Source organism: Agathobacter sp. LCP21S3_B2 (assembly GCF_052118705.1).
In the GTDB taxonomy this organism is placed as follows: domain Bacteria; phylum Bacillota; class Clostridia; order Lachnospirales; family Lachnospiraceae; genus Roseburia.
This window is the reverse complement of record NZ_JBQKGQ010000004.1, coordinates 101,757-119,695: the sequence shown is the minus strand read 5'-3', so window position 1 is coordinate 119,695 and position 17,939 is coordinate 101,757. Positions and strand designations below refer to the sequence as shown.

The following is a 17,939-nucleotide window of genomic DNA, read 5'->3' as shown; positions in this document are numbered from 1 at the left end:
CCTACGCCTTCTTACTATCTATAATCTGCTTCAGGCGAAGTGCCTTATCAATATTCCCCTCCACCTTGAGCTTGCCTGTTGTAAATGCAAGAATCGGATCAAGCCTTCCATCTGCCAGCTTGAAAAGAGTCTCAGCGCTGCATATCAAAATCGCATCCCTGTCAAAATACTCATACGGCTCCACTGCCAGCACACCATCATTTACCTCGGCATAGAAAATTCCCTCTGCCTCTCCTGTTATATTGAACTGAAAAGCAAGATGCTCGCTTATATCGCTCACATCAGACTCCATAAACAGTCCCTTTACCTTTGAAAACATGTCTGCATAAGTCATATCAACTCTCCTTTTCGACCACCGGTCAATTTGTTACTTCATTACAGTATCACTTTTTCGACTGGCGGTCAATATAAATATTTTCATTTTCAAACTATTCTGTTATTTTTTCATAAACTATCCAAACATATAGTATCATTATCACCAAAACCTATTACCACGGTAAAATTTCATGGAAGAATCATATGGATTGTGATAATATATATTAAAATGAACGTAACTAATAAAAGAGGAGCCACTATGCCACATTCCGCAAGACCAAATTCGGAAAAATACGAGAAAATACTTGAAGCGCTAAGAACCCTTTTAGAAACAAAAAAAATATCCCAGATATCTGTCAGCGAAATCGCACAGACAGCCGGGATAGGCAAGGGTAGCATATATTATTATTTTTCATCAAAGGAGGCTATCTTTGATGCACTTATGGCAAAAAGCTACGAAGAGCCGCTTGCCACCGCAAAGGAGCTTGCAAAGCGCACCGATATATCTCCGTTTGTGCGCATGGCGATGATATTTCAGGCGTGTCGCAACTCCTCTGCCGCCTTTTTAAAAATCCATTCCGATGCCGGAAATGGTGTACAGGAGAATGCATTTTTGCACAACAAATACATCAATTACCTGATTACCGAGCTAAAGCCGGTGACCGGTGAAATCATAAGGCAGGGAACAGCTGAGGGACTTATCGTGTGCCGACAGCCTGATGCGCTTGCAGAGATTGTGCTTCTCGTGCTCGTCGTGAAGCTTGACAATACACTGATTCCGTCCACAAAAGAAGAGACCGAACAGACTATCTCTGAGCTCATCTCACTGCTTGAGAAGGGCACTGACAATCCTGAAGGGTCTCTAAATTTCCTCAAGCTGTAAAAATTCCAACTTAAATTTTCCTATAGTGATACGCAAAGTAAATATTACCGGCGATTGCGGTGAGCGTCCACGAAATGACATATATGAGATATAATGACTGCAGTGTCTTAAAATACGCAAACACTGTGAGCAGCCATATAATCCTGAATACGACAGAGCCCATAACCACTATGATGGTAGGTGCTACACTTTTTCCGATGCCCCTGGCGGCGGCTGTGGCATTGTCCATGAATGCTGATACACAGTAGACGAATGCCATCACACCAATTCTGATCTGTCCATAGTGTATCACGGCATCATCACTTGTAAAAAGCAACAGGAATGGTCTCTGGAATATAAACAATGCCACTCCAAGCACCAGTCCCATCAGAAACGAGTATGCAAGTGTGATGAAAAATGTCCTCAGCACTCTTTCCTTTTTTCTTGCGCCCAGATTCTGCGCTATGAAGCTGGTACATGCGGTGTAAAATGCTGCCATCATGTCATAGATGAGTGAATCCGCATTGGTGGCGGCTGAATTGCCCTCCACGACCACATGGCTGAAGGAGTTGATGGATGTCTGGATGCATATATTTGCTATGGCAAAGAGCGAGTACTGTATCGCTGCCGGAACTCCAATCCGAAGCACTGCTGCGGCTGCATCCCTGTCAATCGCTATATCCTTCATGCGCAGACCGTAGCTGCCGTATGTCTTCATGAGAAACCTGATGATGAGAGCCGCTGAGATGTACTGTGCTATGATGCTTGCGATGGCTACTCCTATCACTCCCAGTCTGCATACTATTACAAAAAACAGGTTGAGCACTATATTGATAATTCCCGAGACACTCAGGTATATAAGAGGCCTCTTTGTATCTCCTACTGCGCTCAGCACACCGTTACCGAAATTATAAAGCGCAAGCGCCGGCGAACCGCACAGGTATATCATCAGATATGCTGTGGCACCGTCTATCAGCTCCGGCTTTGTATTCATCACTTCAAGCAGGGGCTTTGAAAAAGCCAGTCCTGCCACTAACAGTAAAAGTCCCGCTATAAAGCACAGAATGACTGATGTGTGGACGGTCTTATGCACCCTCTGATAGTCCTCTGCTCCCATGTGCAGTGCCGTGACAGCATTGACACCGCCTCCCATGCCAAGCAGTATGCCTGTTGTGAGTGTGATGATGATTGTCGTGGAACCGACTGAGCCGAGTGCTCTTGCACCCGCAAATTTCCCCACCACTGCTACATCCGTCATATTAAAAAATACCTGAAGCAGGTTTGAAAACATGAGCGGTATGGAGTAAATCAGTATCTTCCTTGCGAGTGGTCCGTTCACCATATCCAGTTCTTTGGTCTGTGCTGCTCTTGACATCATTTTTCCTCTTGTAAAGCTTAAATTATATTTCTATGACAATATATTTTCTCACGAAATAGTTACAAATACTTTCTTGTCATACTCCGATAAATCAAATATTAATTTATTATAGAAACATTTTATACTTTTTTCAAGACCTGTAAACATCTAAAAAGGGCAGAAAAAACCGGTGCTAAAACGCACCGGCTTTTATACCTTAAACCTTACATATTTACACTGCTGCACACAGCCTGATATCATGATGTCAGCCCCACGTCCAGACAGCGTCTGTATATCATAATTTAGAAATCTGTGAGGTTTGCAGCTCTCTTCTCAAGGAATGCTCCCATTCCCTCTTTCTTGTCGTTTGTATCATTTACAACACCGAAGAGGTTTGCTTCCATCTCAACAGCGTTCTTGATATCCATATCATATCCGTTGTTGATAGCAGCCTTAGCAACTGCTACTGCGTAGCTTCCCTTAGAGATGATCTTAGCAGCCATAGCTTTTGCTGTAGACATTAACTCTTCTTTAGCTACTACTTTATTAACGAGACCGATGCGGTATGCTTCAGCAGCGTCAACGTTGTCGCATGTGAAGATCATTTCCTTAGCACGTCCCATTCCTACTAAACGAGCAAGTCTCTGTGTACCACCGAATCCAGGAATGATTCCAAGTCCTGTCTCTGGCTGTCCGAAAATTGCGTTTTCAGAAGCGATTCTGATATCACATGCCATAGCGATCTCGCATCCACCACCGAGTGCGAATCCGTTAACAGCTGCGATTGTAACCTGACGCATATTCATAAGCTTGAAGAATGGCTCAGAAGCCTTGATTCCGAATGCTCTTGCCTGTGGTGCTGTGAAGTTAACCATCTCAGCGATATCAGCTCCTGCTACGAATGACTTGAACTCGTTACCCTTCTTGTCAGGACCACCTGTTAAGATAACAACCTTAACATCATCTCTTGCCTCGATCTCTGTTAATGCTACGTTTAACTCATCAAGAGTCTCACTGTTTAATGCATTAAGAGCAGCCGGTCTTGAAATTGCAAGTACAGCAATCTGATCTGCTACGTCAAGTGTTAAATTTTTGAACTCGCTCATTGTATAAATCCTCCTTAAAAATCCATATGTATGTTCTACATTTATACCAAAATACTACCACTTTGATAAATTTTTGTCAATGTCTGTAAGACTATTTCCGACCTTATTTTCCAATTTTATTTCATATCTAATTATACAGCAGAAAACGGCTCACTTTATGTGAACCGCTCCCTGCATTGGCTTATTTATGAGTAGTTATACCTCTTACCGGTGTTGGATTGATATCATAAAACAATACTATCTCATTGTTTTCTTTGATTTCTTTCTTGATGCTCCGAGGAGTCCTGCTCCTGCTGCACATCCTGCAACCCAGATAAGGATATTTCTGTTGTCTCCGGTCTTTGTAGCCTTTTTCGTTGTTGTGTTCTTCTTGACCGTGTTTGGCTTAGCCTGTGGCTGTGATGGCTGTGTAGAAGGTGTTGTTACCTGTCCACCGTTGCTTCCACCATTATTGTCTTTGTTATCGCCCTGATTTCCACCATTGTTGTCGTTATTATCATCGCTGTCGTTCTGGTTTCCACCATTTATTGCAGGCTCACCGATTGCTGTGTCTGTTACGATAAGTCCGTACTCAGCATCCTGATCAGATAATGCAAGCTGATCGTCTGTGAGTTTTACAGCGCGGATACCATCAAAGTAAATAGTTGATGTGATATCTGTTGCACCATTTTCAGGTATTGAATTACACCAGATTGCAAACTTTGTGATATTTGAAGGATCAAGTGTTCCACCCTGTTTACCCTTAAATTTGCTGAATGGTATTGAAACATATTTAGCTTCTGTTCCCTTTACAAAATCTGTAAGGTATGCTTCAAACTCTTCTCCTGAGCCATCTGTTACCTGTACTACAAGCTTCTGTCCCTGTCCGTCAGGTTTAACCCACATCTGGAGTGCATTGTAATCAGAAAAATCTTTGTTCGTAAGGCTTGATTTGATATTTCCTGTCCAGACCTCTGAGCCTTTTGTCTTTAATGTGTAAGTAAATGCTCCACCATATGTTCCATCAGCTTTGTTATCTTTATTCAACTTAAATGATGAAGAACATCCTGCTGCTGAGTTCTGTGTATATGCTGCCTCAAGCAATCCGTTACTTCCTGAATAATAATCGAAATCCTCAAATACATTTGCAGGTGCCACATCTTTTTTCTTACCTATACTTAAGTTCTTGATAGTAGAGATTTCTGTTCCATCAGCCACCACCGTAATTGTAGCAACATCTGTCTTTCCGAGTTTCTCCATATCAGCTGCTGTAAGTGTTGCTGTGTACTGGGTTGATCCTGCCACAGATGCTGTAGTATCAAGGCTCTGTGCTGCAACTGCTGCTTTCTGTGCTTTTCCGTCTAAAGTGATAGATTTGTCTGTTGCTGTATCCTTTACTATAAAGCTTACTTTGCCGGCATTCTTTACATATGCGCTGAGTGTTGTATCCTCTGTCAGCTCATCCATATCAAACGGCTCTGTGATATAACCATATGTATTGTCATATGTATTTGCCTTTGCTGCTGTTGCTAATGTATCAATATTGTTATAGAAATTAGTTCCATTTCCAAATATTGAGTTGCCATCATTGTAGTAATCGATAAACTCATTGATCATCTCCTGACCATATGTATCATCATACTTATATGGTACATAGAAGTTTGTATCGCTGAAGTTTGCCCATACGAGGTAATATGGCATATCATTCTTCTTAGCAACATCATTTACCTTCTGATACCAGTTATATCCTGATTTTGCCTCTGCAACAGGATTTCCTTTTACCATAAGTCCATCACTTGAGCCGTCTGCTCTTGTAACACGCACTCCACACTCAGAAATGCCTGCGATCTTGCCATGATCCTCTGCGATCTTTGATACTACCTTACATGTGCTGTCAAGATTCTCAAAGTATGATTCATCTGCATCCTGTCCATAAGTATAGTCTGCATAGTAATCGAAACCTAATACATCTACATACTCATCTCCCGGATATCTGCTCATGAACTCATCCTCTGATGAGATTGGTCCACATGGAGAGTATACATAGAGCATATTGTGTACACCTTTGCTCTCTAAGTAATCTCTTGTATATCTGTAAAGACTCTTGTAGCTCTCCTCTGAGTTTGTTGATCCCCACCAGAACCATGAACCTGTGTTCTCATGTAAAGGTCTGAACATTACAGGGATATCAGCCTTTGCTAACTGATTAGCATAATCTGCAATTATATCGAGGTACGCATTGTATACCTCATTATTTTCTCCCCCCGGAAGAATTGTCTTTAATGAGTCATTGCTGAGATCCTTTGACTCGCTGAAATCACATTTATAGAAATCATATGTTCCATCATCATTCTTCTTTATCTTATCATTTGTAAAGTTTGGCATATGAGCTGATAAGCTGACGATAGCACCGTTGTCCGCAGCTGTCTTGCTTGAAGCTACAGCTTTTTCTAATGCATCTTTAGCATTCTCTCCGCCACCCTCTGATCCTGTAAGTGAAAGTGTATCTATTCCGAATACACCACTGACAGATCCTGTCACATCATGTACATCTCCAAGATTATCTCTTGCACTCACTGATCTCGATACATCATTCTGATGTCCGAAAAGCACCTGAGCACTGTTCTTTAATCCATTCAGATATGACTGAAGTGCGAGTGCACTATTATCAAGATTTGCGTCAGTAACCTTGAGGTCTGTAGCTGCTTTTGAAATATCAGCTGTTGCTCCTGCCCCCGGTGTTGCAGTAATCTTTACAAAATCAGATGTTGCATTCTTTTGTGAAAGTATAACGTTATCTAAGTATACATCACCAACAAAGCTGCTCTTTACACCGATAAGTCCTATTGTAAAATCCTGCAGTTTCTTATCTGTCGGTGAAAATCCCATTGTAACAGTTACTTTATGGAATCCATTTCCAAGATCTTCTGCATCTGTTGTGTCAACCGTACAATCCTTATTGATACCCGCATTTGAGAAGAATTTCATCTTTCCGATAGGATTTTCATCTGAGTAGATGAGGTCAACACTTACCTGATTGTAATTGCTGATGTCTACACCTTCCTCATTATAATATTTTACCTTTGCCTCGCTCCAGTCAGCTGTTTTGTTTGCTGTATAATTTAATGAAACTTTTAATCTCTGACCTTCTGCGTCATATGCTATTTCAGGCTTAGCGTTGTCAGTTTCACCATGGAAATACTGATATCCTACCTCACCGTCCCAGTTTGTCATAGCTGAATCTGTTGCAAAATCAGCAAGGATTGACGGATCTGTTGGTGTAAGCTCTGGTTTTGACTCGCTTTCTTCAATATTGTATATTGAAATATCACTTAATGTTACGTTACCAGAAAATCCAACTCCCATAATCTGATATGTAATTTTCTGTAAAGTTCCTGATTTATCATCGGAACCCTGTAATGATAATTCCGTGCAATACTTACCATTTTCTTCACTGAAATCAGAAGCTTTTAACTCTTTGTAACCTGCTTCACTCCAATCCCAATTATCACCTAAACTTAATCCTACTTTAATTGTAATACTGCGTTCATCCTGATTAAGTGACTCATACGTATCCTTGTCTAAAGAAATTTTTGTTACAACTTTTTTCTTTGTTGCAACATTGTAATCCTTAATCTCAATTTCTTTGTTTACAGGATGATCCCAATCTGTTGCAGCATTCTCAGAAAAGTCACAGGCATTACTGTACTCAGTACCTTTATTTTCATAAACCAATGTTTCCTTAGTCTCTGTCTTACTATCGACTTTTACGTTTTTAACAGATACATCAGTAAAATTCAGAGTTCCCTTGAATTTGGCTCCTACAACTTCAAAACCAACTTTCCAGATTTCACCACCTTTTGTATCCTTAAATCCATAATCAATATCTGCGTAGTAATTTCCATCATCAGAAATATTAAAATTGTTTTTATCTAAATAAAAGCAATTATTTACATTGGCATCCTTATAAGCCCAATCCCTGAAGCTGACTACTCCTTTAACTTTAAGATATGCACCATCTGTGCTTATTGACTCATATGCCTGCTGATCAATTTTAATCTTTGCGGTCATATTAAAATTCTTATCTACCTGAAATGGCTCTTCATTAGTGTATGCGTAGTCCAGTAATTTCTTACCTACCTCATTCCACTGTTCTCCCTCCAGTGCTGAAAAATCAATATCTAACTTCTGTTCTGTATTGTTATCATAAACCGACTCCTCTGTCGCAGCCATAACCGTTGCAGGAGCTATAAAACCTGTGCTTCCCTGCATTCCGGATGCCATCATCATGGCTGCCATGACAATAGCAACACCCTGTTTTCTTAGCCTTCTCATTTTCTTGTCCTCTTTTTCCTTTTTTATAGTTTTTTAGTAGTTTAGTTTTTTAGTTTTCCTTTTTCTTTTCACATTTTCAAATCTCTAAGCTGCGTTGCTCCCCCTTTCATTTCGCAACTATATATTTGAGTTAATTTAATTATATTTACACTTGTGAATTAAGTCAATTCTAAGCTAAGATTCATTTTTATTTTCGTAAATTTTTACTTAATAACCTGTTTTTTAAGTTGATTTTGCCCTTTTTATTTATAAATCTTGTCCAATATCGAAAGTACTACTGCTTTATTAAATAATTAAACGCTTAATTACTTAATTTGATTTAGCCTTGCTTTTTAGTTTTATTTTCTTATCGGTATACTTATTAAGCTTTATTTTTTCAAAAATATTCAAACAATATTACACAAAAATACCGGATGTGATTGATCACACCCGGTAGGTTTTTGTCTGATATGAAATTATATTTCTGTCAAAAATTACATTAATCCTATCCGGCATTTATATTTCAGCTACGCCAAAATGCTTACTACCTTAGGAAAAATGCACTGTACGGTGGCAGTTCCAGCCCACCATTCAATGAGATCTCTTCTCCAGTGATCAGATCAGTAACATTTCCTTTTCCCATGTCAAAGCCTGCGAAAAATGGCTGGTCTGTGGCATTTATGCACACGAATACTTTTTCACCATCGCATTCACGTCCGAAAACACACTGTCCATTTGTAAGCACTACAGAATAGAAATTGCCGTAGCAGAGTGCCTTTGATTTCTTTTTTGCCTCTGCCAGCTTAGAGATCCAGTCTGAAAGTTCATTCCACTGTGGCTTTTCAAAACATGCTCTAAGCGCAGGATCTCCGTCCTCTTTTCTGGCTTTCTCACCCCACTCACTGCCATAATATACGCACGGAATACCCGGCATGCCGAATGCAAGCGCATATATGAGTGGCAGATGTTTTTCATTATTCAATATGCTCGCAACTCGTGTCACATCATGATTGTCCACAAACGACAGCAGATGTTTTCCCTTGTAAAGAGTCCACTGTTCAGGTCCGAACTGTCTGAGCAGCGAATGATTTATCTCAAACATGTTCATAGAGTTAAAGCTTGAGTGAAGTCCTTTATAGCACTCGTAGTTCGTCACTGAATGAAGCATTGCATCGTTCATGATCTGATTGTAATCACCGTGCAATGTCTCTCCCACCAGGAAGAAATCCGGCTTTAGTGAGTCGCAGAACTCCCTTAGTCTTCTGAGGAAATCATGGTCGAGGCAGTATGCCACATCAAGTCTCAGCCCGTCTATATCAAACTCGTCTACCCAGACCTTTATCGCTGAAAAGATATGCTGGATTACATCCTCATTTCTCAGATTAAGCTTGACCAGATCATAGTTTCCTTCCCAGCCCTCGTACCACAATCCATCATTATAGTTTGAATTGCCATCGAACGCTATACGACCAAACCAGTTCACATATGGTGAGCTTTCTCTGTTTTTAAGCACATCCTGAAATGCCCAGAAGCCTCTTCCCACATGATTGAACACACCATCCAGCACCACCCTTATGCCGTCCTTGTGCAGATTATCACAGACCTGTGCGAAGTCCTCGTTTGTGCCAAGCCTTGTGTCTATTTTTGTATAATCCCTTGTATTATATCCGTGTGTATCAGATTCAAACACCGGTGAAAAATAGATTGCATCTGCCCCAAGCTTTTTGATATGAGGTATCCAGTCATTTACTTTCAAAATTCTGTGTTCCAAAACACCATCATTCTCAAATGGTGCCCCACAGAATCCTAACGGATAAATCTGATAAAATACACTTTCATATGCCCACATTATTTGGCCCTCCTTGATAGTTGTGTAGTGGTTTTTGTTATATAGCTGATTATTTCTATAGTTAGTTATCCCTATAGTCAGTTTAGTTATTTATTCGTTTGTTTCATTATATTCGGTATCGTTATTAAAATATTTATCAAGTCCATGCGAATACTCAAGTATACTTTGAAGCATCTGCTTTGCATTATCTGAACTTTCCCTGTTGTTCGCCGAAATATCAGATGCCTCTGAGCTGCTTGCGGTTATCTCCTCACTCGTTGCTGAAAGCTGGTTGATACTGTCAACAATAGCATTATTTGAATCCTTGAGACCTGTTATCATCGTATCAATTTCATTCATCTGACCGGTGAGCTCCTGTATATCAGAATTAATCAAAGTGAAATTATCAGATGCCGTTCCTATCAAAGCAGACTGCTGCTGTGTTGCTTCAAGAGATTCTTTAATTGCCTCTGATGCGCCCCTTGAATAGTCACTAAGCTGCTCCACAATCTGAGTAATGCTTTCCGTTGATTTCTTGGTCTGCTCTGCAAGCTGTCTGATCTGGTCTGCAACTACTGCAAAGCCTTTGCCGGCTTCACCTGCTCTTGCCGCCTCAATAGACGCATTTAGTGCCAGCAGATTAGTCTGGTTTGAGATATCAAGAATCATATCTGTAATATTTCGCACATCCTCTGTCTTTTTCCCGAGATTTTCCATAGAGTTAACAACCTTGTTATTTGTTTCAGCAATTGTATCTGAATGTCTGCTCAGCTCATTCATTGTTGAGAGACTTTCTCTAATCACATCCATAGAAGCCATTGCCTTTTCAGCCGCATTCTCAGTTCTGTCAGCAACATCATCAATTGCATCCTGTATCTTCTGTGTCATTACAGTCTGATTCTGAATATTTTCTGCTGTATTGTAGGTTCCCTGTGTAATCTCTGAAACTGCATCATTGATATTCTGTGCTGAGGCTGAAAGCTGTCCAAGCACTTCATTCGCCTCACCCGTTTTATTCTGTACACCCTTTGCAATATCAAGGACATCATCCATAATAATTTTCTGTATTTCCTGCTCGTCCTTCATTGAATACATTGCATCATGGTTGAATCTCCATGAAATCCTGTTAGCAATTGCAACTGCCAGAATTGTAACAAGGTTTACACCAAGCACAACCCCCTCATGTCCTACACTATCATACGAATAAACAACACCGGTAAAAATCAACAGATATCGAGCTATGTTAGATACTGCTAATGCAATACATGACAGATCCATAAGCTTTATATCCATATACGGCATTATAGCAATGAGTACCGGGATAAATGCTGCATTTATACAACTGTTACCATTTTCCATTATAGCAAGAAAATACAAAATAATAAATTGAATAAGACAGACCTTGTTTAGATAAGGGCAGCTCTTGTCCTTAAAGTAAAGTGCTCCGCATACCAATACCCCCAGTATTATCCATACAATTCCCAGGATACCGGGTACACTCATTCCATTATAAAATGATATAAATGCAAAATTACAAAATATCCCAAATTCAAGTAATGCATGCAATCCCAGTAAAAACATATTGTTTAGATAAATCTTTGGTTCCTTTGTCTTATATTTTCTGCCATCTATCTTATTTCGCAGATAATCAAGACGTTCCTGTCTGGACATATCATTTTCCATTATATAGCCTCCCTATTTTTAATTTTAAGTTGTTTACAAGTACTATTGTACTATATCACTGTCATAAAATCAATTTTATTACATTAATTTTTAAAAATTAATTTGAAGAAACTCTAATAAAAATTCCTGTAGATAACACATGCAATAACCACATGGATAAAGAAAATAAGCGGCATCCCCTTTACAAAATACCAATGCTTTGTCTTGTGCCTGAAGGCATACATCCCAGCCCAGGTACCGGCGCTTCCGCCCAGCAGGCTGAGCCCAAATAATGTCTTCTCCGGGATGCGCCATGCGTGTGCCTTGGCCTTACACTTGTCAATTCCCATCGCAGCAAAGCCTGCTATATTCATAAGAAACAGATAAATCAGAAAAATTTTCATATAAATAATGCTCCATTCTATTGCTCCGCACATAAATTTATAAATATATAAACATATCTGCATATGTTAATAAGTCCACAAAAAACAATAGCCCAGCCTTTAAAGGCCGGGCCATAAGTTAATTATTAATTCTTGGCTTTTTTAGAACCCTTAGCCGGTGCAGCCGCCTGCTTTTTGATGGCGCTCTTGCCCAGATAAAGCTTCATCACATACCACAGCTCTGTAGCGATGCAGATTGAAGAATATGTTCCGCAAAGCACACCTACCATGAGTGGTAATGAGAACTCTCTGATTGATGTATGACCAAAGATAAAGAGTAACAATACCATAAGAAATGTAGTAAGCGAAGTATTGATGCTTCGTGAAAGTGTCTGTGTAAGGGACTCGTTTGCTATATCAGCAAGCTCATCTGCTGAGTACTTCTTGATACCGTGAAGGTTCTCACGGATACGGTCAAAGATAACGATTGTATCGTTGACCGAGTAACCTACGATTGTAAGTATACATGCGATAAACGTACTGCCGACTGAGATTCTGATAAGTGCATATGCTGTGACAACAACAAGCACATCATGTACCAGCGCAAGGATAGCACTTGAAGCAAATCTGATATCCTTGAATCTGAACCAGATATATAACAGCATGAAAATACATGAAATAATAACTGCCTTTACAGCGTTTGTTCTCATCTCTCCACTGATTGTTGAGCTGATACTCTGAGTCTCTATAGTTGATGCATCAACTTTGAAATCCTTCTCAAGAAGAGCTGCGAGATCCTGTCTCTCATCAAGTGAAAGTGTACGTGTCTTTAATGTGACATCATGGCTGCCCTGGACTGTAGTAACCTGCACTGCACTATTGCCAAGGAGCTTTGATACTGAAGGCACGATGTCCTTCTCAACCTCTGCGGCTGTATAATCCTTGCCAAAGTCTGCAGTGGTTGATGTACCACCTACGAACTCAAGGCTGTAGTTTAATGCATTGCCGCTTGTAGCACCGAAATAAATCATGCCGCCGATACCTGCAAGTATGACTACACCTGAGACAACAAAGTATTTGACTCTGTTCTGTACAAATCTGATAACCTTTCTCTTCTTTGCCTTGCCGTAGAACTTCTCAGCTCTGACACCGACACCGTAAAATGCTCTTGTAAGGTATTTTGCAATAAAAAGAGCTGTAAACAGTGACAGAATAATTGAAATCATAAGTGTGTATGCAAAGCCCTTTACTGTACCTGAACCGAGTACCATAAGCACAAGTGCTGCGATAAAGGTTGTAACCTGTCCATCGAGGATGGCTGAAAGAGCCTTCTTGTAGCCCTCATTTACTGCAGCAAGCACTGATTTGCCACCTGCGATTTCCTCACGGATACGGGCAAATACAATAACATTTGCATCTACTGCCATACCGATACCAAGGATGATACCCGCGATACCCGGCAGTGTAAGTGTAATCTCAAACCAGTAAATAAACAGTACTGTAAGCATTGAGTAGAGTGCAAGTCCGATAGATGCAGCCACACCGAGTATACCATAGAGCACAATCATGAATATCATGATTAAGATAATTCCGATAATTGCAGCCTTTACTGCATTTGTGAGCGCTGATCCACCGAGCTGTGCACCAACAACATTTGACTCTAACTCCTCGAGCTGGAGGTTGATGGCTCCGACACGGATAAATGTTGCAAGGCTTGTTGCCTCGTCGAAATCCTTCATTCCGTTGATTACACAGTTACCATCTGAGATAACGGCGCTTACTGTAGGAACGCTGATGAAATGATCATCATAGTATATACCGATTGACTGTCCTGCATCCTTTGCCTTCTTTGTGGCATCTGCCCATGTGTCAATAGCCTCATCCTTGAGCTTTAATGAAACAACAGGCTCCTTGGTTGATGTAGATGATGACTGGTCATACTGGGCGCTTGCATCCTTTACATCGTTACCATCGAGGATGACTGAACCATTGGCCTTTAAGGTGTCAATATCATAGTTGAGCTTGTAGCCGCCCTCAACCGATGCGTCCTGTGTATAGTTGGCATTTCCGTCACTGTCATACTGGGCGATGAAGTACAGTGATCCCGGACTTCCAAGATCCTCGAGTACCTTGTTAGGGTCGTCAACACCCGGAATCTCTGCAGTGATACGGTCATCCCCGTTCTTGTATACAGAGTACTCTGTTGTGTAGCTCTCTGCACGTTCCTCGAGCTTTGCGATAGTATCATTTACGTCCTTGTCTGAAGGATTCTTGTCCTTGATATGGTAGGTGATTGAAACACCACCTGAGAGGTCGAGACCAAGCTTGATATTCTGATAATCCTTATCCTTGGTGCTCTCACCATTAGCAGTTGCCTCCTGCTTTTGCTTTGTGTCGGTGATTACTGCAGTGGAATACCAGCCCAGCAAGCCGATACAAATGACTGCCACAAGGATAATCACCCAACTCTTTCCTTTTTTCATTTTCTTATACCTTCCTGTCATTTTGCTACCATCCATATAGGTATACAGATGGCAAATATATTCGCACACGGGTCACAAATACCGCTATCCGTTTCCCGTGACAAATTCAAATTATTGTGCATCATCTGCCATATCAGCCTCTGCTGCCTTAATCATGATAGCGCACTCTATACGCTTCTTCTGCAGCTCACAGCCTAAATCATAGGCATCAGTGATTGTGCTGTGGAAGTTGTATGAGTTGGCGGCACAGCCACCGCTGCAATAGAATCTGGCAAAACAGTTGCGACATTTTTCCTTGGCATAAACATTACAGCACTTAAACTCATCCTGGATGTCAGTGGCCTTGATGCCATCCCAGACATTACCCATAAGGAAGTCCTCATTGCCCACAAACTGGTGGCATGGATATAAATCTCCCCATGGAGTCACTGCCAGGTACTCTGTTCCTGAGCCACAGCCGGAAAGACGCTTATATACACAAGGTCCTCCCTCTAAATCTATCATAAAATGGAAGAAATTGAAGCCGTTTCCTGCCTTATTTCTCTTTACCATCTCTGCTGCAAGTCTGTCGTACTCATCAAAGAGCACAGGTAAATCTGATTCCTTAAGTGCATACTCATCTGTAGGCTGTGCCACTACAGGCTCAACCGAAATCTGCTTGAAGCCTAAATCAGCCAGATGAAGCACATCCTTTGAAAAATCAGTATTGAAATGTGTGTATGTACCTCTCACATAGTACTTGTCCTGATGTCTGCTCTCTGCAAACTTCTGGAATTTCGGAACAATAAGGTCATAGCTGCCGGCACCCTTTCTGAAAGGCCTCATGCGGTCATGAACCTCCTTGCGTCCGTCTATACTAAGAACTACATTGTCCATCTCTTTGTTGGCGAACTCCATAATCTCGTCATTTAAGAGCACACCGTTTGTGGTGAGTGTGAACCTGAAATGCTTGTCATGAAGCTTCTCCTGCTCTCTTCCATATGCCACAAGCTGCTTCACCACATCCCAGTTCATGAGAGGCTCTCCTCCAAAGAAGTCTACCTCTAAGTTTCTTCTGCTGCCTGAATTGGCAATCAGGAAATCAAGTGCCTGTTTTCCTGTCTCGTAGCTCATGAGAGCTCGTCTGCCGTGATACTCGCCCTCCTCTGCAAAACAATATCTGCAGGCAAGGTTGCAGTCGTGCGCTATGTGAAGGCAAAGTGCCTTTACAACTGTCTGGCGCTTCTTGAAATCTATGATACGCTCTTTGTATGTATCTTCTGTGAAGAGCTCTTCATTATCCTTAAGCTCATTTACTTCCTGTATTGCTTCTTCTATCTCCGTCTGTGGATACCTGTCCACAAGCTTTTCAATAATCTCCTTAGCTGAGTTGTCCTCAAACAGCTCAATAACGTCATATGTGACATCATCCACCACATGGATTGCGCCACTGTTGACATCTAAGACAATATTATAGCCGTTGTTCTTGTACTGATGAACCACTACAATATTCCTCTCTTTCTATACACATTTTAAAATTACCACTGCGAAAAGAGTGTGCACCTATCAGCGCACACTCTTTAAATCCGCTTCACCTATGACTATTTGTACTGCTCACAAGTCTGGTTTCCAACTGTACAAGATGTCTTGCAAGCTGACTGGCATGATGTCTGGCACTCGCCACATCCGCCCTTTTTAACTGTGTTCTGCAATTTTCTTGTATTTAATGTCTTTACGTGTTTCATTTTTATCTCCTTTTCATTTAACGATGTCTGATTGAAACATCATATTTGCTTTCAATATTATATCACAGAATTATCAATATGAAAAGTCCTTTTTTAGCGAAAAACAAGCGCTGAAAACATTACCAGAAGGAGTATTATCAAAAGCTCGAATATATTTTTTGATTCACCTATATCTATGACCACTGTTGCTATCACATACGTTATCCAGTATGCTGCGACCGTCACCCTGATAAAACGTCTGCGGTGAAAGCAGCATTTGAGCAAAAATCCACACACAAGCCCCACCACTATATTGACCGCCATGGCAAGTGCAAACTGTATCCACTCCGCCATGTCGACAAAGCACTGTACTATGGAAAGTATGATAAGGCACAAAAGCGCCGTAAGATGCATGATACATATTGTTATCACAGGACCTTTGATTTTTCTCCACATAAAAACGCCCTCCACACATCATATATATGTGCAGAGGGCGGTAATTATTCATGTATGAAGTTCATTCGTGATTACAGCTCACAGTTATTAACTGTTCTAGGGAATGGGATAACGTCACGGATATTACCCATGCCGGTAAGATACATTACGCATCTCTCAAAGCCCAATCCAAAGCCTGCGTGTCTTGCAGAGCCGTATTTTCTTAAGTCAAGGTAGAACTTGTAGTCATCCTCTGAAAGTCCAAGCTCATTTATTCTGGCTAGGAGCTTGTCGTAGTCATCCTCTCTCTGGCTTCCACCGATGATTTCTCCGATTCCCGGTACAAGACAGTCAACTGCTGCAACGGTCTTTCCGTCGTCATTCAGCTTCATGTAGAAGGCCTTTATCTCCTTCGGATAATCTGTGACAAATACAGGGCGCTTGTAAATCTGCTCTGTAAGGTATCTCTCATGCTCTGTCTGTAAATCACAGCCCCATGATACCTTGTAATCAAACTTGTCATTGTGCTTTGAAAGGATGTCGATAGCCTCTGTGTATGTCACACGGGCAAAATCATTTTCCACAACATTTCTTAATCTGTCAAGGAGTCCCTTGTCCACAAAATTGTTGAAAAATGCCATCTCCTCAGGTGCATTTTCAAGCACATAGTTGATAACATACTTGAGCATGCTCTCTGCAAGCATCATATCATCCTCAAGGTCTGCAAAAGCAATCTCAGGCTCAATCATCCAGAACTCTGCCGCATGACGTGTGGTGTTTGAATTCTCCGCACGGAAGGTAGGTCCGAAGGTGTAGATATTCTTGAATGCCATAGCATATGTCTCGCCGTTTAACTGTCCTGAAACAGTGAGGTTTGTAGGTTTACTAAAGAAATCCTTTGAGAAATCCACCTTTCCATCCTCTGTCATAGGGAGATTGTTCAAATCAAGTGTGGTCACCTGGAACATCTCTCCTGCACCCTCACAGTCACTTCCTGTGATAAGCGGTGTGTGCACGTACACAAAATCCCTCTCCTGGAAGAATTTGTGAATAGCATATGCGCAAAGTGAGCGCACTCTGAAAACTGCCTCAAAAGTATTGGTACGAGGTCTTAAGTGTGAGATTGTACGAAGATACTCAAATGTATGTCTCTTCTTCTGCAGAGGATAATCCGGTGTGGATGCACCCTCAACAGTCACGTAAACGGCCTGAATCTCAAATGGCTGCTTTGCATCCGGAGTAAGCACAAGTGTACCTCTTACGATAATTGCAGCTCCGACATTGATCTTGCCAACCTCATCATAGTTGTCTAAGCCATTTCCGTATACAACCTGGATTGGCTCAAAAAATGTACCGTCGTTTACCACGATAAATCCAAAATTCTTTGAATTACGATTGCTTCTGACCCATCCTCCGATAGTCACCTCTTTGTCAGCGAATTTGTCCTTGTTGCGGAAAATCTCGCGTATGTTTGTAAGTTCCATTATCTAATCCTCCATTTAAGCTGCCTGT

The 17,939-nt window shown here is 41.1% G+C and carries 13 protein-coding genes; 1 reads left to right on the top strand and 12 read right to left on the bottom strand.

The genetic code is table 11. The annotated features are described in order from the left end of the window. Nucleotide 1: 1 nt before the first annotated feature. Nucleotides 2-334, bottom strand: coding sequence for an SCP2 sterol-binding domain-containing protein (locus tag ACTQ1L_RS04320; protein WP_441365571.1), 333 nt, complete (start codon nucleotides 332-334; stop codon nucleotides 2-4). 240 nt (nucleotides 335-574) lie between these two features. On the opposite strand from ACTQ1L_RS04320, the gene ACTQ1L_RS04315 reads away from it, so the two are divergent. After that, complete coding sequence (locus ACTQ1L_RS04315) at nucleotides 575-1,198, top strand: TetR/AcrR family transcriptional regulator (protein WP_441365570.1); 624 nt, start codon at nucleotides 575-577, stop codon at nucleotides 1,196-1,198. A gap of 10 nt (nucleotides 1,199-1,208) precedes the next feature. Here ACTQ1L_RS04315 and ACTQ1L_RS04310 read toward each other — a convergent pair whose 3' ends face one another. From ACTQ1L_RS04310 to asnS, 11 genes are all read right to left on the bottom strand, one after another. Continuing rightward, the gene (locus ACTQ1L_RS04310; protein WP_321112111.1) at nucleotides 1,209-2,555 is read right to left on the bottom strand and encodes an MATE family efflux transporter; all 1,347 of its coding nucleotides are present in this window, start codon (nucleotides 2,553-2,555) and stop codon (nucleotides 1,209-1,211) included. Between the two features lie 281 nt (nucleotides 2,556-2,836). Then, entirely contained in the window at nucleotides 2,837-3,640 is an 804-nt protein-coding gene (locus ACTQ1L_RS04305) for an enoyl-CoA hydratase-related protein (protein WP_441365568.1), read from the bottom strand. Nucleotides 3,641-3,877: 237 nt separating this feature from the next. Beyond that, nucleotides 3,878-7,954, bottom strand: coding sequence for a glycosyl hydrolase (locus tag ACTQ1L_RS04300; protein WP_441365566.1), 4,077 nt, complete (start codon nucleotides 7,952-7,954; stop codon nucleotides 3,878-3,880). 523 nt (nucleotides 7,955-8,477) lie between these two features. Further along, nucleotides 8,478-9,782, bottom strand: a complete 1,305-nt coding sequence (locus ACTQ1L_RS04295; protein ID WP_441365564.1) for an alpha-amylase family glycosyl hydrolase — start codon at nucleotides 9,780-9,782, stop codon at nucleotides 8,478-8,480. Nucleotides 9,783-9,872: 90 nt separating this feature from the next. Beyond that, complete coding sequence (locus ACTQ1L_RS04290; RefSeq protein WP_441365562.1) at nucleotides 9,873-11,444, bottom strand: methyl-accepting chemotaxis protein; 1,572 nt, start codon at nucleotides 11,442-11,444, stop codon at nucleotides 9,873-9,875. Between the two features lie 113 nt (nucleotides 11,445-11,557). After that, complete coding sequence (locus ACTQ1L_RS04285) at nucleotides 11,558-11,827, bottom strand: DUF1294 domain-containing protein (protein ID WP_321112119.1); 270 nt, start codon at nucleotides 11,825-11,827, stop codon at nucleotides 11,558-11,560. Nucleotides 11,828-11,952: 125 nt separating this feature from the next. Next, the gene (gene secD, locus ACTQ1L_RS04280) at nucleotides 11,953-14,289 is read right to left on the bottom strand and encodes a protein translocase subunit SecD (RefSeq protein ID WP_441365560.1); all 2,337 of its coding nucleotides are present in this window, start codon (nucleotides 14,287-14,289) and stop codon (nucleotides 11,953-11,955) included. Between the two features lie 111 nt (nucleotides 14,290-14,400). After that, nucleotides 14,401-15,771: a thioether cross-link-forming SCIFF peptide maturase gene (gene scfB / locus ACTQ1L_RS04275; protein ID WP_441365559.1), complete on the bottom strand. Its 1,371-nt coding sequence runs from the start codon at nucleotides 15,769-15,771 to the stop codon at nucleotides 14,401-14,403. Between the two features lie 98 nt (nucleotides 15,772-15,869). Continuing rightward, nucleotides 15,870-16,013: a six-cysteine ranthipeptide SCIFF gene (gene scfA, locus ACTQ1L_RS04270; protein WP_012741873.1), complete on the bottom strand. Its 144-nt coding sequence runs from the start codon at nucleotides 16,011-16,013 to the stop codon at nucleotides 15,870-15,872. Between the two features lie 93 nt (nucleotides 16,014-16,106). Next, nucleotides 16,107-16,448 carry a hypothetical protein gene (locus ACTQ1L_RS04265; RefSeq protein ID WP_321112121.1) on the bottom strand — a complete coding sequence of 114 codons (342 nt, stop codon included), beginning with the start codon at nucleotides 16,446-16,448 and terminating at the stop codon, nucleotides 16,107-16,109. Between the two features lie 71 nt (nucleotides 16,449-16,519). Beyond that, nucleotides 16,520-17,911 carry an asparagine--tRNA ligase gene (asnS, locus tag ACTQ1L_RS04260; protein WP_321112122.1) on the bottom strand — a complete coding sequence of 464 codons (1,392 nt, stop codon included), beginning with the start codon at nucleotides 17,909-17,911 and terminating at the stop codon, nucleotides 16,520-16,522. Between the last annotated feature and the right edge of the window lie 28 nt (nucleotides 17,912-17,939).